Here is a 19827-nt window from a genome sequence, read left to right on the forward strand (position 1 = left end):
GGCCCTATTCGGAAATTCCCGGCAAAACGCCACCAAGACAGACGAGAACGGTTTTCAGGGCGCCGATCGCTTGCTAAATTGTGCGCCCTGCATTCACCCCAAAAAGGAAGCCATGCTTTTCCGAGTGTGCATCCAGACTGCTGTCGGATTTTCAACCCCCTCATAGGCGAGCCTTGTCGAGCCCGTTGCACGATGCGCTAGCAGGCCGGATGTTATCCGCACGAGAAGGGCCTTGCGTGCGCTTTGGCTGGGCGTTTGTCGTCCGGGTGGCGCTCGAGCACCGTCGCCGCCTGATCCGCTCCCACTGCATCGCCATCGCCGCGGCCCTGGCCAGCGTGCCGGTACCGCTGTTGATGCCCCTGCTGGTGGACGAGGTGCTGCTGGCCAAACCCGGCGTCGTGGTGCGCAGCGTGGACCGCGTCATCCCCCCCGGCCCCCACTCCCATGATCCGGCCGTGTACATTGGTGTGGTGCTGCTGCTCACCCTGCTGCTGCGCACCGCTGCTCTTGTGCTCAACGTCTGGCAGACGCGCCAGTTCACCGTCATTTCCAAGGACCTGATCTATCGCATCCGCGCCACCCTGGTGAACCGCCTGCAGTCCATTTCCATGGCGGAATACGAAACCCTGGGCAGCGGCAAGGTGGTGTCCCACCTGGTGACGGACCTGGACACCCTGGATGCGTTCATCGGCAGCACCGTCTCGCGCCTATTGGTGGCCGTCCTCTCCATCGTCGGTACGGCGGCCATCCTGCTGTGGATGCACTGGCAACTGGGCCTGTTCATCCTGCTGCTCAATCCGGTGGTGATCTATTTCACCGGGGTGCTGGGCAAGCAGGTCAAGCACCTGAAAAAGAGGGAAAACAACGCCATTGGCGCGTTCCAGGCGGCGCTTACGGAAACCCTGGACGCCATACACCAGATCCGTGCCAGCAACCGCGAGAAACACTATCTGGGGCGCCTGATGGAGGCGGCCCAGTCGGTGCGCGGCAGCGCCATCGACTATGCCTGGAAAAGCGATGCAGCCGGCCGCCTGAGCGGCCTGGTGTTCCTCTTCGGCTTCGATGTGTTCCGAGCTCTGGCCATGTTCATGGTCATTTATTCGAACCTCAGCATTGGCCAGATGATGGCGGTGTTCGGCTACCTCTGGTTCATGATGGCGCCGGTGCAGGAGGTGCTGGGCATCCAGTATGCCTACTTCGGCGCGCGGGCCGCTCTGGAGCGTATCAACCAATTGCTCGACCTCAAGCTGGAGCCGCGCTTTCCCCACACCTTCAATCCTTTCGCCCACAAGCGCACCGTCGGCATCTTCATCGACAATCTGTATTTCAGCTACCCCAACGGCAATGAAGTGCTGAAGGGCATCACCATGGACATCCGTCCCGGGGAGAAGGTGGCCCTGATCGGCGCCAGCGGCGGCGGCAAATCCACCCTGGTGCAAGCGCTCATCGGCCTCTATCCACCCACGGCCGGCATGATCTATTTCGACGGTGTTCCCTTGTCGGAAACAGGCATGGACGTGGTGCGCGAACATGTGGTGACGGTGCTGCAGCACCCGGCCCTGTTCAACGACAGCATTCGCGCCAACCTGGCAATGGGCCGCGAATTCCCCGACAGCGCCCTGTGGCAGGCCCTGGCCATCGCCCAACTCAAGGATATCGTGGAAAAATTTCCCGATGGCCTGGACACCCTGGTGGGGCGCTCCGGCATGCGGCTCTCCGGGGGGCAGCGCCAGCGCCTGGCCATAGCGCGCATGGTGCTGGCCAATCCCAGCGTGGTCATACTGGACGAGTCCACCTCGGCCCTGGACAGCGAAACCGAGGCGCGCCTGCACCGAGCCCTGGCCTCGTTCCTCGCCGAACGCACCACCCTCATCGTCGCCCACCGGCTCAGCGCCATCCGCCAGGCGGACCGCACCTTCGTGTTCGAGGACGGCCGCATCTGCGAGCAGGGCCATCATGATATGCTGATGGCACGCGGCGGACTCTATGCCCGCCTTTACGGCGGTCAAATCTGAGACGCCGTTCAATTCGGCCAAGCCCCATGGAACCCAGCTACGACCTGCACACCCATTCCACCGCATCAGACGGTTCGCTCACCCCCTCCGAGTTGGTCCATGAGGCGGCTGCGGCCGGCGTTACCCACATTGCCCTGAGCGACCACGACACCACGGAGGGTCTGGAGGACGCCAAAGCCGCAGCGGACGCGGCAGGCATCCGCCTGATCCCAGCGGTGGAGATCTCCGCGACCTGGATGGAAAAGTCCGTGCATGTGGTGGGACTGGCCATCGACCCGGCCGGCGCGTTACTGCAACAGGGCCTCGCCGGCTTGCGCACGTTACGCCATGAGCGCGCCGAGGAAATGGGGCGCAGGTTGGACAAGCACGGCATACCCGGCGCCTTCGAGGCCGCTGCGGCGTTGACTCCCTCGGGCATGGTCACCCGCACCCATTTCGCCCGCGTCATTGCCGCCCAGGGCCTGGCGGCCTCCGTGAGCGATGTGTTCAATCGCTATCTGGCCCAGGGCAAACCGGGCTATGTGTCGACCCGCTGGGCCGAACTGGAGCAGGTGGTCGCCTGGATCCACTCAGCCGGCGGCACGGCGGTGGTTGCCCACCCTCAGCGCTACAAACTCACCGCCAGCTGGATGCGAAGACTCCTGGGCGAGTTCAAGGAGATGGGCGGCGGCGCCCTGGAAGTGGTGGCCGGAGCAGGTTACCCGCAGGACATTCAGGCCGCGGCCAGCCATGCGCGCCGCTTCGGCCTGCTGGCTTCCGCCGGCTCTGATTATCACGGTCCGGAACAGCCCTGGCTGCGCCTGGGCCGCCTGCCGCCCCTGCCCTCCGACCTGACGCCGGTGTGGAGCCCTTGGCATGAGTGACGGCCTGCGGCGCTGCGCCTGGGCGGTGCGAACCGCCGAGGAGCGGGCCTATCACGATGCGGAATGGGGCTGCCCCGAGCATGACGACACCCGCCTGTTCGAATTCCTCATCCTGGAAGGAGCCCAGGCGGGCCTTTCCTGGCTGACCATCCTGCGCAAGCGCGCGCATTACCGCGCGGTGTTCGACGGTTTCGACGCCGAGCGCATAGCCGGCTACGACGAAGCCAAGGTGGAATCCCTGCTGCAAGACCCCGGCATCGTGCGCAACCGACTTAAGGTCCAGGCGGCGGTGATCAATGCCCGCGCCTGCCTCACGCTGCGCGATGAATTCGGCAGCCTGGACGCCTATCTCTGGCGCTTCGTGGACGGCCAGCCCATCCAGAACGCCTGGGCCGATTACCGGGAAGCGCCCACCCGCAGCGCCGAGTCCGACGCCCTCAGCAAGGACCTGCAGCGGCGCGGCTTCAAATTCGTCGGCAGCACCATCTGCTACGCCCTGATGCAAGCGGTGGGCATGGTCAACGACCACTCCACGGACTGTTTCCGATGGCAGGAGTTGTCGCCGCCCGGCCCCGCCGTGTGATGATTGCCAAGATTCAACGATCCAGGAGGAAACCCGCATGCTGAGCACACCCGCCTACGCCGCCGCCACCCCCACATCCGCCCTCGCGCCCTATTCCATCGAGCGGCGGGACCCCGGGCCGCGCGATGTCCTCATCGACATCCGCTACTGCGGCGTCTGCCATTCGGACATCCACCAGGCTCGCGACGAATGGGGCGGTTCCATCTTCCCCATGGTGCCGGGCCACGAGATCATCGGCACGGTGGCGCAAGTGGGCTCGGAGGTCACTCGCTGGCGTCCGGGCGACACGGTGGGCGTGGGCTGCATGGTCGATTCCTGCCGCCGTTGCGAGGCCTGCGAGGCGGGCGAGGAGCAATTCTGCGAGGGCGGCGCCAGCTTCACCTACAACAGCCGCGAGCAGGACGGCGTGACGCCGACCTACGGCGGCTACGCCACCCGCATCACGGTGGATCAGGATTTCGTGCTGCGCATCCCAGCAGGCATCCCACTGGACCGCGCCGCGCCCTTGCTCTGCGCCGGCATCACCACCTATTCGCCCCTGCGCTATTTCGGGGTGAAGGCGGGCGATGCGGTGGGCGTGGTGGGCCTGGGCGGGCTCGGCCACATGGGGGTGAAGTTGGCCAAGGCCATGGGCGCACGGGTCACGGTGCTCAGCCACTCGCCGGGCAAGCGCGGCGATGCCCTGGCCCTGGGCGCCGACGACTTCATCGCCACCCATGACGCGGCAGCCTTCAGTGACAACGCCAACCGCTTCGACTTCCTGCTTGATACGGTTTCCGCCCAGCACGATTACAACGCCTACCTCAACCTGCTTAAGCGAGACGGCACCATGGTACTGGTGGGCCTGCCCGACCCGACGCCCCTGGCGGCGGCCCCGCTGGTCTTCCGACGCCGGAAACTGACCGGCTCGCTCATCGGCGGCATCCGCGAGACCCAGGAGATGCTGGATTTCTGCGCCGAGCATGGGGTCGCCGCGGACGTGGAGCTCATCCCCATCCAGCAGATCAACGAAGCCTTCGAGCGCATGCTGAAAAGCGATGTGCGCTACCGCTTCGTGATCGATATAGCCAGCCTGGCCTGAGCCCTGCCCGCAATCCTCGACCGCAGAAAGGACGAAATCATGTCATCCGCCCCTTCCACCGATACCGACCTGTTCACGCCCCTGGCCCTGGGCCGCCTGACCCTGCCCAATCGCATCGTCATGGCGCCCTTGACGCGCAACCGCGCCAGCATGCCGGGCAATGTGCCCAACGACCTGAATGCCTTGTACTACGGGCAACGGGCCAGCGCCGGCCTCATCATCAGCGAGGCCACGCCCATCTCCGCCATGGGCCACGGCTACCCCGCCACGCCCGGCATCCACAGCGCGGAGCAGATCGCCGGCTGGAAGCGCGTGACCCAGACGGTGCATGACAGGGGCGGACGGATTTTCCTGCAACTCTGGCATGTGGGCCGCATTTCCCATCCCAGCCTGCTGCCGGACGGCGCCCTGCCGGTGGCACCTTCGGCCCTTCGGCCCGCCGGCCAGGCCTTCACCTACGAGGGGCTGCAGGATTTCGTCACGCCCAGGGCCCTGGAAGGGGAGGAACTGCCCGGCATCGTCGCGGACTATCGCCGGGCCGCGCTCAATGCGCTTGAAGCGGGGTTCGACGGGGTGGAGATCCACGGCGCCAACGGCTATCTGCTGGACCAGTTCCTGCGCGACGGTTCCAACCAGCGCAGCGACGGCTATGGCGGCTCGTTGCAAAACCGCTGCCGCCTGCTGTTGGAGGTGACCGAGGCGGTGTGCGACGCGGCAGGCGCGGGCCGGGTCGGGCTGCGCATCTCGCCGGTGAACCCCTTCAACGACATGCGCGACAGCGACCCGCAGGCCTTGTTCGAGCAGGTGGCGGAGGCGCTCAATCCCTTTGGCCTAGCCTACCTGCATGTGATGGAAGGCGGCATCGGCGAGGCGCCGCCGCCCTTCGACTACGCCGCCCTGCGCCGGAAATACAAAGGCGTGTACATGGCCAACTCGGGCTACGACAAGGCCCGCGCCAACCAGGCCATCGCCTCCGGGTTGGCCGACTGCGTCGCCTTCGGCATTCCCTACATCGCCAACCCGGATCTGGTGGAACGCTTTCGGCTGGACGCGCCGCTCAATTCGGCCGACCCGGCGAGCTTCTACGGCGGCGACGAGCACGGCTACACCGATTACCCAAGCCTGGCCGGGGCGTGACGCCGCCTGGGAAATCCCGGTCACCTGTGCCATGATCTGCGACAACGCCCACCCCTAAGGAATGCCAATGGACCCGGCTATCGCCCTGTTCGCCAACGAAGCCTTTTATCTGGCTTTTTCCACCCGCGATTTCGAAGCCATGGAGCAGCTCTGGGCGCGGGAGGCCCCAGTGGCCTGTATCCACCCGGGCTGGCCGGCGCTGGCCGACCGGGCGTCCGTCATCAACAGCTGGAAATCGATCCTGCAAAATCCCGCCACCCCTCAGGTGACGCCGCGCCAGGCACGCGCCTTCGTTTGGGGCAGCTTCGCCACGGTGGTCTGCTACGAGGAAATCCAGGGCGACATCCTCGCCGCCAGCAACAGCTTCCTGTTCGAGGACGGCCAGTTGCGCATGGTGTTCCACCAGGCCTCGCCCTGCGGCCAGCTGCCCCTGGAAGACGAAGAGCCGGAACCTTCCATGCAGTAGCCCGCTCAGCCCAGCTCCGGTTCCCCGCAGTAGCGCAGGATGTGGGCGCGGGAAAGGTCGCGCAGACGCAGGGCCGCCTGCCAGTCATCGGCGCTTTCGGCGCGGATGGCACGGCTGTCCAGGGGCAGGCCGATGGTGACGGCGATGGCACCGCGGTGAGGAAAACGGTCGTCGCCGCGCAACATGGACCGCGTTCCGCGCAGGGCCACCGGCACCACCCAGGCGCCGGCCTCCACCGCCGCGGTGAAAGCCCCCATGCGGAACGGCCGTAGCCCCGGAATGCGGGTGAAAGTGCCCTCGGCGAAATAAACCAGGGGCTTGCCCGCCTTGAGGATCTCCATCAGACGCCTGGCGTCGCTCAGGCTCTTCTCCGCCTCGTAGCGCTCCACGAATTCCGTCCCGATCCGCCGCAGCGCCTGGCCCAACAGCCGGCCGCGGGCAAGTTCCGCCTTGGCGACGAAGCCTACCGGCTGCGGCATGGCGGCGACCAGGGCATAGACGTCCAGGTAGCTGGCATGATTGCACACCAGGATGAAGGGCTCGCCCGCCGCCGGTAGGTGCTCAAGGCCATGCACCGTCAGACGGGTGCCGGTCGCCCGCCGCAACGCCTGAACAGCTCTGCGCATGGCGCGCCAGCGCTGCTCCAGACCGGGCAAGGCCAACACCGACGCCAGCAGCAGCGGCGCCAGCACGGCGAAACTGCTCCAGCCCCAGGCGGCAAAGCCCCATTCGCCCAGACGCAGCCGGAGCCGGCGCAGCCTTTCCGCGAAGCGCCCCGCCGAGGCCCGCGCGATGGCGGGCAGCAGGCGCCGCGCCGGCCGCCCCAAATGGCCCTTTTCGTATAATCCGCGAATCACCGCCCGGCGCACCTTGCCGCTGGAGGTCTTGAGCACCGCGCCCGGTGGCGCCAGGAGCACTTCATCCGGAGGCGCTCCGATCAGGTCCGCCACCACGGCATTGATGGCGGCGCGGGCGTGCTCCTGCTCGGGCCCCGGGCGCAGCCGGGTCTCCGCCAGCACGATGAGGCGCTCGCTGCCCGTGGTTTCGCTGGCGACGCCGAAGGCCGCGACACCCTCCTTGCGAATGCCGTCGACACCGGACACGGCCTGCTCGATCTCCGGGGGATAAAGGTTGCGCCCGCCCCGGATGACGATGTCCTTGCTGCGCCCGGTGACGTAGACCTCCCCGGCCGCCATGTAGCCCAGGTCGCCCGATTCCAGCCAGTCGCCGCGGAACAGCTCGCGGGTGTGCGCGCTGTCCCGATAGTACCCGGCGGTGGCCGAGGGCCCCTGGAACTGGATGCGCCCCTGACGACGCTCCGGCAGTTCGCGGCCCGCCTCGTCCACCACGCGGATCTGATGGCCGGGCAAGGGCAGGCCGCAGGCCACGAAGCGCAGGGGCTTGGGCTCGTCCTCTGCGGCCGGCAGCGCCTCGCCGCGGGTGCTGAAGGGTTCGCGGGCGATGCGGTCCACCAGCCCGCCGCGCGCGGGCGGCGGAAAGGCCAGACCCACCGACGACTCGGCGAGTCCATAGACCGGCGCGAAAGCCTGGGCAGCGAATCCATGGGCGGCAAAACGGCGGGCGAACTTGTCCAGGGTATCGGGGCTGACGGCTTCCGCGCCATTGAAGGCCCAGCGCCAGGACGAGAGGTCCAGGCCCGCGATGTCCGCATCGTCCAGACGGCTGCAGATCTCATAGCCGAAATTGGGCGAGGACGACAGGGTGCCCCGGTAGCGGTGGATGGCCCACAGCCAGCGCCGGGGGCGGGACAGAAAGCTGGTGGAAGGCATCAGGACCAGGGGAAAGCCGTGGTACAGACTGCCCAGCCAGGCGCCGATCAGGCCCATGTCGTGGTAGAGGGGCAGCCAGGAGACGAACACGTCCTCGGCCGTGGCGCCCACCGCCTCTCCCATGGCGCGGATATTGGCCAGCAGGTTGGCATGGCTGAGCATCACGCCCTTGGGCTGGCCCGTGCTGCCCGAGGTGTATTGCAATAGCGCCAGGTCGCGCGTGGACAGGGCCGGCTCCAGCAGGCCGCCGCCCGCACCCGCGAGTTCCTCCATGGACAGGAGGCAGAAGCGCTGGCCGGACAGTCCTGGCAGACCTGGCACGGCGTCCTTGGCCTCCGGGACCGCAATCATCCAGGGCGCGCGGCTGCTCACGAAGACCGGCGCATAGCGTTCCAGATAGGCGCGCAGCTGCGACGGGCGTCCCGGCGGATAGATGGGCAGCGGAATGCCGCCGGCCATGAGCACGCCGAAGAAGCTGAAGAAGTACTCCTTGCCCGTGGGCAGCATGATGACCACCGGCTCGCCGCTTGCCAGCCCGCGGCCCTGCAGCGCCGTGGCCGTGGAACGGGCCTGCATTTCCAACTCGCCGTAGGTGAGGCTCTCGCCCTCGCCTTCATCGGCATAAAAGCGCACATGGACCCGATCCGGCCAGCGCTCGGCATGCCAGCGCAGGGCTTCCACCAGATTGCTCGCACTACGGGCCGGCGCGACCCCGACGGCGGCGTCCGCCAGCGGCAAGGCCGCCGATCCGGCCAAATCGAGGGCGTCAGCGGCGGGGCTGGCCTGCTGAATGGCCCGCAGCAGATCGCGCGGGGTTTCCGCCTCGGCATACAGATGCTCCGGCAAGGCGAGCTGGAAGCGCCGCTCCAGGCGGCTCAGCAGTTCGACCCGAGAAAGGCTGTCCAGCCCCAGGTCTTTCTCCAGGGACACGTCCAGGGAATCGATAGGCACGGCGGAAGCACCGGGCCGGACTTCGGCCAGCAGCCCGCCCAGCGTTTCGAGGAGGACGGCAGCAGCTTCCTGTTGGTTCGTAGGGTTGGCGGATTCCATGGTCGGGGTGATTGCAGAGGGGGCCTGCACATGATGCCATAGGGCCACCGGGCAGAACATTGCCCTCTCCGGAAGTCTCGATGGCCTACCGCATCGCCGCGGACCTGCTGGTCCTGCTGCATTTCGCCTTCATCCTGATGGTCTTGCTCGGAGGCTTTCTTGTCCTCCGCCATCGCTGGTTTGCGCTGGCTCATCTGCCCGCCGTGGCCTGGGGGGCGGCGGTGGAGCTTTGCGGCTGGACCTGCCCGCTCACGCCCTGGGAACAGGCACTGCGCCGGCTGGCGGGCGATGCGGGTTACAGCGGGGGCTTCATCGAGCACTACCTGCTGGACCTGATCTATCCCGGCTGGCTGACGACGCACATTCAAGTGGCGATGGGAGCTCTGGTGATCGTGCTCAATCTCGCCATCTATGCGCGCGTGCTGTTCCGGCGGTCCCGGCCTTCGGAACACCCCCCTTGAATCAGGCCGCGCCCGTGCGGTCGCGCAAGGCCAGGGCGATGAGGGGAAACAGCAGCACCGAGGCGATGCCGGCGCTGACCAGGGCCGCGGCGTTTTCCGGCAGCATGCGCCCGGTGGCCACGCCCAGGCTGGTGATGACGACGATCAGCGGCAAGGAAGTGGACGACAACAAGGCCAGCCTGAGGCGTCCCCGGCGATCCAGATCGCTCCGGTAAAGCAGGGCCGGAGCCCCTCGCACCAGCAGCAGAAGCGCCAGGAACAGAGGCACGCGCACCAGCGTGGAGGGGCTGGCCGTCATGGCGTCGATATCCACCTGGGTACCGCTGCAGACGAAGAAGATGGGGATCAGGAAGCCGAAGCCGAGCGCGTCCAGCTTGTGCCGGAAGGGCTCGCCCTCGGGACCCCGGGCCACCAAGCCCACCAGGCTGCCGGCGGCGAAAGCGCCCAGCAGCAGATCGACGCCCAGCCACTCGGCCAGGGTCACCATGCTTCCCAGGAGAAACATGGCGATGCGCACCGGCAACTGGCTGGTGGCGTGCAGCGAGCGGGCCAGCACTTCGATGACGTGGGGCGGGCGCAGCTTCATGGCCAGGGCGGCGCAGGCCAGGGCGATCAGCACGAACAGGGCCAATAGCCCCGATTGCGTGGCCAGTTCCTCATGGCCGGCGGAAATCAGGGTGAACAGCACGATGGGGCCGAACTCACCGACCGCCCCCGCGCCCAGCACCAGGCGTCCGAAATCGCTGTCCAGCTCGCCCGCATCGCGCATGATGGGAATCAGGGTGCCAATGGCGGTGGTACTGAGGGCGACAGCCACCAGCAGGGGATCGGACACCACACCCAAAGTTTGCAGGGCGAACGTCAAAGCCACGCCCAGGAGGATTGAAATCAGCCAGCCGACGCCCGCCAGGTTCAGGGCGCGGCCGCGCAACAGGGCGAAGTCGATCTCCATGCCGGCCATCAGGAACAGGAAGGAGAGCCCCAGGGCGGACAGGGTGCGGATGCCGTCGGTCATGTGCACCCAGCCCAGGCCGTGCGGCCCCACCAGCATGCCGAGCAGCAGTTCCAGCACCACCAGGGGCAGGCGCAGCCGCAGTTCGTTGAATACCGGCGCGATGGCAGCGCACAGCAGGATCACCAGCAAGGGATGTTCGCTCATCGCCGTCCCGACCTTCAGTCTCCCAGGGGTTCGTAGCGCTCGTCCGTCACCTTCAGCTCGGTGCGCGCCCACACCGAGAGGCGCACCGGCTGGCCCAGTTCCTTCGCGCTGCGCTGCTCGATGTCGCGTACCTCCATAGGCGTGAGCACCCGTGGCCCCACCACTTCGGCGCGCACGTCCCAGCCGTTATCGCGTTTCACCGCGTCCACCGCCGGGGCAAACAGATGCGGCAGCGCCTCGATTCGATCGCGCACCGCCTTCTCCGCGGCGTCACGGGCCTGCGCCTCGACGGCGTCGGCGTCCACCAGATGGGCTTCGCCGAACAGGATGCGGCCCTTGGAGGTCATGTCCACGGATGCGGTCCTTCGCAGGACCAGCCGCAGACTGGGCTCCTGCAGGCGTTCCCGAAGGCGCGCCTCGAAGCGCCTCACCTCTTCGGCGGTGGGCGTACGCGGGCTCTCGATGGCGATCACGATAACGGGCCCGGCTGGCAGTTTCACCAGGTCCACGTCCTTCAGCACCAGTTCCGGGCGCTTGCCGGCCGTTTCCCGCGCTACCTGCTCGGCCTGCTGCAGCAGCCGCATGGTGGGCGACAAGGGCGCCTCGGCGACCCGCCCGTTCAGGCTGAGATAGGGGCGCACGTTGGTGGACCCGGTGGCGGACACATCGGCGGTGAGCACGCAGCGCATGAACAACTGCACCGGCTCGCCCAGGCGTTCGCTCAGGGCGTCCTGAATAACTTTGACCGTTTCCGGCGACATCACCCGCGGCGCGCGTATGGTGGAGAGGACGTCGACGCCATTGGGGCCGCGGCTGAAATCGACGCTGACCAGGGCGGTGTTGGGCTGCTCCGAGAGGCCCTGATCCAGAACCGTGTGGATGGCGCGCTCGGTGCGCAGCTTGTGCACCAGGTTCGCCAGATGATTGCTGAGCAGCACCGTCACCAGCAGCAGGCCGATGCCGGCCGCGGCAAAGCGCCGCGCCAGGCCGGTAATGGAACCGATTTCCGCCCGCGTCACAAAGCCGGCAACGATGAAGAGCACCGCCGCCACCGCCAGGATGGCCAGGACGTTGGCAAAGAACAACAGCAGGGCGCCGAAGGCCCCGGCATAGGCGCCGCTGGCGAGGCACAAGCCAATCGCGGCGATGGGCGGATTGAGGGCCGTGGCGATGGCGACGCCCGGCAAGGCGGGACTGACCCGTTCGTCGATCATGGCCAGCACCCCCGCGAACCCGGCAAGCGCGGCGACCAGCAGGTCGATGAGGGTGGGGCGGGTCTGCGCCAGCAGCACCGGCGAGGGATCGCCGATGAAGGGAAGCAGGCCGAGCAGATAACACAGGGCACCGCCCAGGATCGCGCCGCCGAATTCGGCCATGAGGGCCTTGCGCAGCAGTTTCAGATCGCCGCGCATCAGCCCCAGGGACACGCCGAAAATGGGCGTCATCAAGGGGGCCACCACGTTGGCTCCGATGAGGGTCGCATCGCTGTCGACGATGAGAGCAAAGCCCGCGATCAGCTCGGAGATGCCCAGGAGCACATAGTAGACGGTGGTCGGGCTGGAGCCTTCGTCGATGTCGCGCAGCACCGCCTCTCGGCGCGCCGGCGTCACCGAGCCGATGTCGGCGATGGCGCGCGCCCAGGAGGCCGGCCACCAGTCGCGCTCGCGCAGTCGCGGCGTCTGCCGGTCAGGCGTCTTGGAGGTGGCTTCGTCCTTGTCCATCGGCCCCGATCCGGGCCGTTCAGAAGGGGTTGAACATTTCCGGCCGCGCCTTGGCCGGCTTGGCTGGGGACGCAGTGGGCGGAGGCTCGCTGACCGGCACCACGGCCGCCGGCTCCGGTGTGGCGGCTGGCTCGACTGGTGCTGGCGTCGCGGCCGGCGGGGGTGCGGTTTCAGTCACCACCGGGGCGGGAGGTGGGGACGCGGCGGGTTCCTCTGCCTTGACGGGCTCCGGGCCTGGACTGGGCGCAGCCGCCTTGGAATCGGGTTGCGGCGCCGGCTTGCGCGTCGGTACTCGCCAGATGAGCTGGGCATTGTCCACCCAGCCCTGCACCGCGCCGCTCTGGGAACTGATAAAGGCAAAACCGCGTTCCAGGCGAGTGCGGATCACTCTCTCGTATTGGTCCAGGCGTCCAATGGTCTTGGACGACGCGGAGGCTTCGCTATGCACGGCCAAGCCGGCGCTGGAGGCATAGTAGATCTGTCCACCGGATGTCTGCGGTGCTTCGGAATCCGTGGGCGGGCTCTCGTGGAGCCAGGATTTCATGGTTTGGCGAACGCTGCTGCAGCCGCCCACCACGAGAATCAACAGCACACAGAAAAGCAGTCGCGGGAGCGCCATCCGGAAAGGTCCTTGTGGTGAGCGGGGAGATCGATGTTTCGCCGCCTTTTCAGGCGCTTACAGGAAGAATGAACGTGCACCGGAAACGTGTCAAGGGGCCAGGACAAACCGCCTGGAAGCACGTCACGCAGCCGCCCCATCATCCAGGCAAAGCAGGGATGCGTTGCCCCCGGCGGCGGTGGTATCGGTGCTGATGCAGCGCTCCAAGGCGAAGCGGTGCAAGTAATGAGGCCCGCCCGCCTTGGGCCCCGTGCCGGACAGGCCCTCGCCGCCAAAGGGCTGCGTCCCGACCACGGCGCCGATCATGCTGCGGTTAACGTAGGCATTGCCCACCCGCGCCCGGCTCAGGATGCGCTGCACGGTGCTTCCCACGCGGCTGTGTATCCCCAGAGTGAGTCCGTAGCCGGTCGCGTTCACCGCGTCGATGACCGCGTCCAGGTCTTCGCCGCGCCAGCGGATCAGGTGCAGCACCGGGCCGAACACCTCCCCGTCGAGTCGGTCCAACCTGTCGATCTCATAAGCACAAGGCGCGAAGTAGCTACCCGCCGCGCAAGCCGGCGGCAGCGCGCAGCGGTGGATCAGGCGGCCCACGCGATCCAGATAGTCCGTATGCGCACCGAGCGCGCGGCATGCCTCCGCCTCGATCACAGGCCCTATATCCGTGGCAGGGTCCGCCGGATCACCGATGGCCAGTTCCCGCATGGCACCCGCCAGCATGGCGATCAGCGCCTCGGCTATCTCCTCCTGCACGAACAGCACGCGCAGGGCCGAACAGCGCTGGCCGGCGCTGTTGAAGGCGGAGCGCAGCACATCGCGCACCACCTGTTCGATGAGCGCGGAGGAATCCACGATCATGGCGTTCATTCCCCCGGTCTCGGCGATCAGGGGCACGATGGGCCCCTCCTTGGCCGCCAGGCTGCGGGCAATGTGGCGGGCCGCCTCCACCGAGCCGGTGAAAGCCACGCCAGCGCAGCGCGGATCGGCAACCAGCTGGGCCCCGACCGTCCCATCGCCCGGCAACAGGTTCAATGCGGCGCCCGGCACCCCGGCCGCGTGCAGCAGCCTGACGGCTTCGAAGGCCACCAGCGGCGTCTGCTCCGCCGGCTTGGCGGCTACCGTGTTGCCCGCCGCGAGGGCCGCGGCGACCTGGCCAACGAAGATGGCCAAGGGAAAGTTCCAGGGACTGATGCAGACGAAGACGCCGCGCCCGTGCCACGCAAGCGTGTTGATCTCGCCGGCGGGGCCGGGGAGGGTCAAGGGCGCGCCGAACAGTTCCCGGCCACGGGCGGCGTAATAGCGCAGGAAGTCCACCGCCTCGCGAACCTCGGACACCGCATCGGCCAGGGTCCTGCCGCCCTCACGCGCAATCAACCCGGCGAATTCCGGAGTTCTTGCTTCAAGCCCATCGGCGGCCCGCTCCAGCACTTGGGCGCGCTGCGCAGGCGGCGTGGCGCTCCAGCCGGCAAAGGCCGCCGCCGCCCGTGACATGGCCTGTTCGATATCGGTGACGCCGGCATCGGCAACGCTCCCCAGCACCCGCCCACGGTCCGCCGGCACCCTGAGCTCGATGGCCCCCTGCCCTGCGTTTTCCGACCCATCCACCAGGGGACAGGCGTTCACCACGACGCCGCCACGCGCAGCCTTGGACACCGCGGCCAGGGTCGGGCCGTCGTTCAGGTCGAGGCCGGCGCTGTTGCGGCGGTCCGGCGAGTATAGATCGCGCGGCAAGGGAATTCGGGGGTGCCGTTTGGGCTCGGCAGCGGCGAGGGACTCCACCGGATCGGCCAGGAGTTGCGTCAGCGGCACATGGGCATCGGAGAGCCGATTGACGAAGGAGGAATTGGCGCCGTTTTCCAGCAACCGCCGCACGAGGTAGGCCAGCAAGTCGGCATGCCCGCCCACCGGGGCGTACACCCGGCAGGGCAAACCCAGGGTTCCGGGGGGCGCAATCTGCTCGTACAGGTCCTCGCCCATGCCGTGCAGGCGCTGGAATTCGAAGTCCCGGCTGCCGCCCGCCAGCTCCAGCACGGTGGCGGCGGTCAGCGCGTTGTGAGTGGCAAAGGCCGGATAGAAGGCCATCGGTTCCGCCAGCAGACGCTTGGCGCAGGCGATATAGGAGGCGTCCGTCGCCTGCTTGCGGGTGAAGACGGGGTAGCCGGCCAGGCCGCGTTCCTGGGCCAGCTTGATCTCGCTGTCCCAATAGGCGCCTTTCACCAGGCGCAGGGGAATGCGCCGGCCGGTTTCACGGGCCAGTTGGGCCAGCCAGCCGATCACCGCGAGGGCACGCTTCTGATAGGCCTGTACCGCCAGCCCCAGGCCGTTCCAACCCGAAAGCTCCAGAGCCGCCGCCAGGCGCTGAAACACGTCCAAGGACAATTCCAGCCGGTCGGATTCCTCGGCATCCAGGGTCAAGCCGATGCCCGACGCCCGCGCGGAAGTCGCCAGATCCAGCAGCCGTGGCGGCAGTTCGCGCAGTACCCGCTCGCGCTGGCTGAACTCGTAACGCGGATGCAGGGCCGAGAGCTTGACGGACAGGCTTGGCGCCGCGAACAGGTCCCGACCCCGACTGACTGCGCCGATGGCCTGCACGGCGGACAGATAGGCTTCGAAGTAACGCCTGGCATCGGCCGCGGTGCGGGCGGATTCGCCGAGCATGTCGAAGGAATGGCGGTAGCCCCGCTCCTCCGCCGGCTCCGCGCGGCTTAGGGCCTCGCCGATCGTGCGGCCCAGGATGAAGGCGTCCCCCAGCAGGTACATGGCCTGCTTGAGGGCGGCGCGGATCAGCGGCTCGCCGGATCGGGCGGCGAAAGACGTGAGAGTTCCCGCCAGCCCCAGTTGCTGTTCCGGCGCCAGCAAGCGCCCGGTGAACATCAGCGCCCAGGTGGAGGCGTTGACCAGCAGGCTGTCGGAATGCCCCAGATGCTTTTCCCAATCGGGCGTCCCCAGCCGGTCCTGGATCAAGCGATCCGCGGTTGCGTCGTCGGGGATGCGCACAAGCGCCTCGGCCAGGCACATGAGGGCCACGCCCTCGGGCGAACTCAAGGCATATTCGTGCAGAAAGGCGTCCAGGGTCCCGGCGCGGCGGTGCTGGCGGCGCATATGCTCGACCCAGCGGGTCGCAACAGTGGCGATCCTTTCGCGCTGCGCGCCGCTCAGCCGCGCTCGCTGAATCAGATCAGCGCAAGCACTTTCCTCGTCGCGCAAACCGGCGACACGGATTTCCGCGCGCAACTGTTCCAGTGACGACATTCGCCCTCCTGCCCTGCGATACCATAAAGACGCGGACTAGCGGAAGAAGTTCGAGATTCACACGGCGCGCGCCACCCGACCGCTTGTCGTCGGCGGTTGCCGAGCCCGAATTCAGGAGCTGACTGTCGCGGCCTGGCCGTTCAACCGGTAGCACGGCGTGTATTCGTGCCCCGGCAGCTTCATGCGGCCCTGCTCCACAAAGGCGGCGAGCAATTCGTCCAGCCGCTTGAGGATAGCGCTGTCGCCCCTCAACTCGAAGGGACCGTGCTGCTCGATGGCGCGTATGCCCTCGGCCTTCACATTGCCTGCCACGATGCCGGAGAAGGCGCGCCGCAGGTTCGCTGCCAGGCTATGAGGCGGCTGATCACGGCGTAGTTCCAGATTGGCCATGTTCTCGTGACTAGGCTCGAAGGGCATCTGGAAGGCGCGCTCCACCTTGAGCAGCCAGTTGAAATAAAAGGCGTCGTGGTGGAGCTTGCGGAATTGGCACACCGACTCGATGCCCTCCGCCATCTCCTGGGCCACTTTTTGGGGATCGTCGATGATGATGCGGTAGTGCTGGCGCACCTGATGACCGATGGTCTCGCACAGGAAGGTATCGATCAGCCCGAAATACGCTGCCGAGCTGGCGGGCCCCGTGAGGATCACCGGAAACGGCAGGTATTTGTTCTCGGGATGCAGCAGCAAGCCCATCAGGTAGAAGATTTCTTCCGCCGTGCCCACGCCCCCCGGGAATACGACGATGCCATGCCCCAGCCGCACGAAGGCTTCCAGCCGCTTTTCGATGTCCGGCAGGATCACCAGTTCGTTGACGATGGGATTGGGCGGCTCCGCCGCGATGATGCTGGGCTCGGTCAGGCCGATGTAGCGGGCGTCGCCGATGCGCTGCTTGGCATGGGCGATGGTGGCGCCTTTCATCGGCCCCTTCATGGCGCCGGGACCGCAGCCGGTGCAGATGTCGAGCCCGCGCAGGCCCAGCTCGTGGCCGACCTCCTTGGTGTACTCGTATTCCTCGCGGCCGATGGAGTGTCCGCCCCAGCATACGACGAGGCGGGGCGGACGCTGGGGGATCAGACAGCCGGCGTTGCGCAGGATATGGAACACCGCATTGCTGATGTCCTCCGAGCGGTTCAGATCGAAGGCGGGATTGGTGACGATCTCCGAATTGGTATAGACGATGTCCCGCAGCACGGCGAACAGGTGCTCGCGGATGCCGCGGATCATCTCGCCATCGACGAAGGCGGAACTGGGCGCGTTCAGCAGTTCCAGCTTGATGCCGCGCTCCTGCTGCAGAACCCGGGCATCGAAGCTGCGGTATTGCTCCAGAACCACACGGCCGTCGTCCACGTCGCTGCCGCAGTTGAGTACCGCCAGGGAACACAGCCGGTAGATCTCGTGCAGTCCGCTGGCGCTGGTGTCCAGCAGCTTGGCGATCTCGATCTTGGAAAGGATTTCGAGGCTGCCTTCCGGGTGAATATGGGCGTTGATCCTGTGCGACATCGATCCTGGGCGGGTGACTTGAAGTGGGCTGTAGCGTCGAGCGAAGCAGGCAGACCGCTTACGGGCGCGTGCCGCCGGCGTCCTGCTCGTTGCTCCAGGCCAGGGTGTGCAGGCGCATGACGGTTTCCGGGTCCGCCACCATGGAGCGTATCTCCACCGGCGACAGCTTGTCGTAACCGTCCTCGATCAGGCGGTAGATCAGCGCCTTCAGCTCATAGCGATGGCGCCGCTTCACCGGCCGGTTGGGCAACAGGGCGAAATGCAGGGCGCATACGCCAGGGTCGGCGATGGCCTGCCGGTCGCTGCCGAAGCGGGCCTCGTTTTCGACTTCCAGTTGTTTCAGGTTCGCGTGCAGCAAGCGGATGACCTCGGGCGGATTGGACTCCTCCGGGGTGAGGAACAGGCCCATGCGGCGGGTCAGCACGCCCAGCTTGGTGCTGCTGGACATGATGGACACCGGGATAGCCAGAACCAAGCCGGCCAGCACGGGGGTGAACCACCAGAAAAAGCTGGGCACATAGGTGTAGCTGGCGACGCCCGCGGCAATGCCCACCAGGGTCTGGCCGCCATGAGCCAGTGTCGCTTCCCTGAGGCTCAAGCGGTGATCGCCGCGATTCTGCGGCGGCCAGCCGACGCTCTTGCGCATCAGGATCGACACCACGAACTTGCTCTGGTAGAGCATCAGCACCGGCGCGGTTAACATGGAGAACACGGTCTCCAGAAAGACGCTGAGGATCACGCGGAAGAAGCCGCCGTAGCGCTTCACATCCCGCCAGCGCAGGAACAGCAGGAGCAAACCCAGCAGCTTGGGCAGGAACAGCATGGCCAGGGTGACCAGAAGAACGGTGGTCATCTCCACCGCGTAGGATTCCGGCCAGACGGGGAAAATGTTGTCGCCGAAGAAGTAGACCGGCACTGTCTGGCTTTGCACATAGGCTTCCGAACCGGTGAATACCAGGAACAGCAGCCACAGGGGCGATGACACGTAGGACATGATGCCCATCAGCATGTGCAGCCGGCTGATGCCGGAAAAGCCGCGCGCCGTAATCAGCCCAAGGTGCTGCAGATTGCCCTGGCACCAGCGGCGGTCACGCTTGGCGTAGTCGATGAGGGTGGGCGGCAGTTCCTCGTAGCTCTCCTTGATGTCATAGCCCAGCCAGACTTCCCAGCCGGCTTTGCGCAGCAGTGCGGCTTCCACGAAGTCGTGGCTGAGGATCTCGCCCCCGAAAGGCTCGCGGCCCGGCAGCTTGGGCAGGCCGCAGTGCTTGATGAAGGGCTGGATGCGGATGATGGCGTTGTGGCCCCAGTAATTGCTGTCGGACATCTGCCACCAGGCGCTGCCCGCGGTGAATACATCGCTGTAGAGGCTGCTGCCGAACTGCAGCACCCGCGCGAACAGCGACTTGTGGTTGACCGGGAGGGGCGGTGACTGGATCAGCGCCACCCGCGGGTGGGACTCCATCAGGTCCACCATGCGCGTCAGGGCGTTGCCGCCCATCAGGCTGTCGGCGTCCAGCACGATCATGTAGCGGTAACGGCCGCCCCAGCGGGTGCAGAAGTCCTCGATGTTGCCGCTCTTGCGACTGACGTTCTTCTCCCGGTTGCGGTAGAAGATGCGCCCGTGCGCGTCGAAGTCGCAGCACATGCGGTACCAGTTCACCTCTTCCTGCACCCAGGTGTCCGGGTCGCGGGTATCGCTGAGGATGAACAACTCGAACTCATCACCGCGCCCCGTGTCCAGCAGGGATTGGTAGATAGCCCGCAGGCCCGAGAACACCCGAACCGGGTCCTCGTTGTAGATGGGCATGATCAGGGCGGTACGCCGGGGCGTCGTGTCAATGCCGCCTTCACCCGCCCGCGACGGCATGTGGCTGATGGAGCGGCGGTCGCCGCCGCGCAGCATCACCCAGAAGCCCATGAGGGCAGTCCAGAACGAGGTGCTCACCCACAGGATCAGCAGGGTATAGAGCGCCAGCAGGACCACCTCCTGCGGCGACAGTCCGTTCTGGAAGAAGGCGCTGGTGATCATCACCATGGCGGCCAGGGTGGTCAGCACCACCAGGGTGAAGAACAGGGTCCGCCGAATTGTGCGGGGAATCGTCGACAGGGGCGGGGCGCTGGGGGGCATGTTCG

Annotated in this window: 14 protein-coding genes; 7 read left to right on the top strand and 7 right to left on the bottom strand. The window is 66.8% G+C overall.

Annotated elements, in window-relative coordinates; all coding sequences use genetic code 11:
• Positions 1-209: 209 nt before the first annotated feature.
• The 6 genes from EK23_RS03665 to EK23_RS03690 all read left to right on the top strand — a co-directional run bounded on the left by EK23_RS03665 (position 210) and on the right by EK23_RS03690 (position 6145).
• Positions 210-2015 carry an ABC transporter ATP-binding protein gene (locus tag EK23_RS03665; protein ID WP_045223831.1) on the top strand — a complete coding sequence of 602 codons (1806 nt, stop codon included), beginning with the start codon at positions 210-212 and terminating at the stop codon, positions 2013-2015.
• Positions 2016-2041: 26 nt separating this feature from the next.
• Complete coding sequence (locus tag EK23_RS03670) at positions 2042-2878, top strand: PHP domain-containing protein (protein ID WP_045223832.1); 837 nt, start codon at positions 2042-2044, stop codon at positions 2876-2878.
• Complete coding sequence (locus EK23_RS03675) at positions 2871-3461, top strand: DNA-3-methyladenine glycosylase I (protein WP_045223833.1); 591 nt, start codon at positions 2871-2873, stop codon at positions 3459-3461. Before EK23_RS03670 ends, EK23_RS03675 begins: the two co-directional genes overlap by 8 nt.
• A gap of 37 nt (positions 3462-3498) precedes the next feature.
• Positions 3499-4542, top strand: coding sequence for an NAD(P)-dependent alcohol dehydrogenase (locus tag EK23_RS03680; protein ID WP_045223834.1), 1044 nt, complete (start codon positions 3499-3501; stop codon positions 4540-4542).
• A 39-nt stretch (positions 4543-4581) separates the two neighbouring features.
• The gene (locus tag EK23_RS03685) at positions 4582-5679 is read left to right on the top strand and encodes an alkene reductase (protein WP_045223835.1); all 1098 of its coding nucleotides are present in this window, start codon (positions 4582-4584) and stop codon (positions 5677-5679) included.
• Between the two features lie 67 nt (positions 5680-5746).
• Complete coding sequence (locus tag EK23_RS03690; protein WP_052807891.1) at positions 5747-6145, top strand: nuclear transport factor 2 family protein; 399 nt, start codon at positions 5747-5749, stop codon at positions 6143-6145.
• A 5-nt stretch (positions 6146-6150) separates the two neighbouring features.
• On the opposite strand, the gene EK23_RS03695 is transcribed toward EK23_RS03690, so the two are convergent.
• A complete protein-coding gene (locus tag EK23_RS03695) occupies positions 6151-9045 on the bottom strand; it encodes an AMP-binding protein (protein ID WP_200892060.1) in 2895 nt (964 codons plus the stop codon).
• A gap of 20 nt (positions 9046-9065) precedes the next feature.
• Here EK23_RS03695 and EK23_RS03700 point away from each other — a divergent pair, with 20 nt between their 5' ends.
• A complete protein-coding gene (locus EK23_RS03700; RefSeq protein WP_045223837.1) occupies positions 9066-9446 on the top strand; it encodes a DUF2784 domain-containing protein in 381 nt (126 codons plus the stop codon).
• Between the two features lies 1 nt (position 9447).
• On the opposite strand, the gene EK23_RS03705 is transcribed toward EK23_RS03700, so the two are convergent.
• The 6 genes from EK23_RS03705 to mdoH all read right to left on the bottom strand — a co-directional run bounded on the left by EK23_RS03705 (position 9448) and on the right by mdoH (position 19822).
• Positions 9448-10605, bottom strand: a complete 1158-nt coding sequence (locus EK23_RS03705; RefSeq protein ID WP_045223838.1) for a cation:proton antiporter — start codon at positions 10603-10605, stop codon at positions 9448-9450.
• A 14-nt stretch (positions 10606-10619) separates the two neighbouring features.
• Positions 10620-12326, bottom strand: coding sequence for a DUF389 domain-containing protein (locus tag EK23_RS03710; protein ID WP_052807892.1), 1707 nt, complete (start codon positions 12324-12326; stop codon positions 10620-10622).
• 19 nt (positions 12327-12345) lie between these two features.
• Positions 12346-12945 (bottom strand): hypothetical protein, encoded by a 600-nt coding sequence (locus EK23_RS03715; protein ID WP_045223839.1) that lies wholly within the window; start codon positions 12943-12945, stop codon positions 12346-12348.
• A gap of 123 nt (positions 12946-13068) precedes the next feature.
• Positions 13069-16194, bottom strand: coding sequence for a bifunctional proline dehydrogenase/L-glutamate gamma-semialdehyde dehydrogenase PutA (gene putA, locus EK23_RS03720; protein WP_045223840.1), 3126 nt, complete (start codon positions 16192-16194; stop codon positions 13069-13071).
• Between the two features lie 111 nt (positions 16195-16305).
• The gene (gene ppnN, locus EK23_RS03725) at positions 16306-17694 is read right to left on the bottom strand and encodes a nucleotide 5'-monophosphate nucleosidase PpnN (protein WP_045223841.1); all 1389 of its coding nucleotides are present in this window, start codon (positions 17692-17694) and stop codon (positions 16306-16308) included.
• A gap of 58 nt (positions 17695-17752) precedes the next feature.
• Positions 17753-19822 (bottom strand): glucans biosynthesis glucosyltransferase MdoH, encoded by a 2070-nt coding sequence (mdoH, locus tag EK23_RS03730; RefSeq protein WP_045223842.1) that lies wholly within the window; start codon positions 19820-19822, stop codon positions 17753-17755.
• Positions 19823-19827 lie beyond the last annotated feature (5 nt).

This window comes from Methyloterricola oryzae, from assembly GCF_000934725.1.
Lineage (GTDB): Bacteria > Pseudomonadota > Gammaproteobacteria > Methylococcales > Methylococcaceae > Methyloterricola > Methyloterricola oryzae.

Coding starts and splice junctions, on each gene's coding strand:
- EK23_RS03685 (WP_045223835.1), top strand. CDS start 4,582: ATGTCATCCGCCCCTTCCACCGATACCGACCTGTTCACGCCCCTGGCC.
- EK23_RS03695 (WP_200892060.1), bottom strand. CDS start 9,045: ATGTTCTGCCCGGTGGCCCTATGGCATCATGTGCAGGCCCCCTCTGCA.
- EK23_RS03690 (WP_052807891.1), top strand. CDS start 5,747: ATGGACCCGGCTATCGCCCTGTTCGCCAACGAAGCCTTTTATCTGGCT.
- EK23_RS03715 (WP_045223839.1), bottom strand. CDS start 12,945: ATGGCGCTCCCGCGACTGCTTTTCTGTGTGCTGTTGATTCTCGTGGTG.
- EK23_RS03680 (WP_045223834.1), top strand. CDS start 3,499: ATGCTGAGCACACCCGCCTACGCCGCCGCCACCCCCACATCCGCCCTC.
- EK23_RS03705 (WP_045223838.1), bottom strand. CDS start 10,605: ATGAGCGAACATCCCTTGCTGGTGATCCTGCTGTGCGCTGCCATCGCG.
- mdoH (WP_045223842.1), bottom strand. CDS start 19,822: ATGCCCCCCAGCGCCCCGCCCCTGTCGACGATTCCCCGCACAATTCGG.
- EK23_RS03665 (WP_045223831.1), top strand. CDS start 210: ATGTTATCCGCACGAGAAGGGCCTTGCGTGCGCTTTGGCTGGGCGTTT.
- EK23_RS03675 (WP_045223833.1), top strand. CDS start 2,871: ATGAGTGACGGCCTGCGGCGCTGCGCCTGGGCGGTGCGAACCGCCGAG.
- EK23_RS03710 (WP_052807892.1), bottom strand. CDS start 12,326: ATGGACAAGGACGAAGCCACCTCCAAGACGCCTGACCGGCAGACGCCG.
- ppnN (WP_045223841.1), bottom strand. CDS start 17,694: ATGTCGCACAGGATCAACGCCCATATTCACCCGGAAGGCAGCCTCGAA.
- EK23_RS03670 (WP_045223832.1), top strand. CDS start 2,042: ATGGAACCCAGCTACGACCTGCACACCCATTCCACCGCATCAGACGGT.
- EK23_RS03700 (WP_045223837.1), top strand. CDS start 9,066: ATGGCCTACCGCATCGCCGCGGACCTGCTGGTCCTGCTGCATTTCGCC.
- putA (WP_045223840.1), bottom strand. CDS start 16,194: ATGTCGTCACTGGAACAGTTGCGCGCGGAAATCCGTGTCGCCGGTTTG.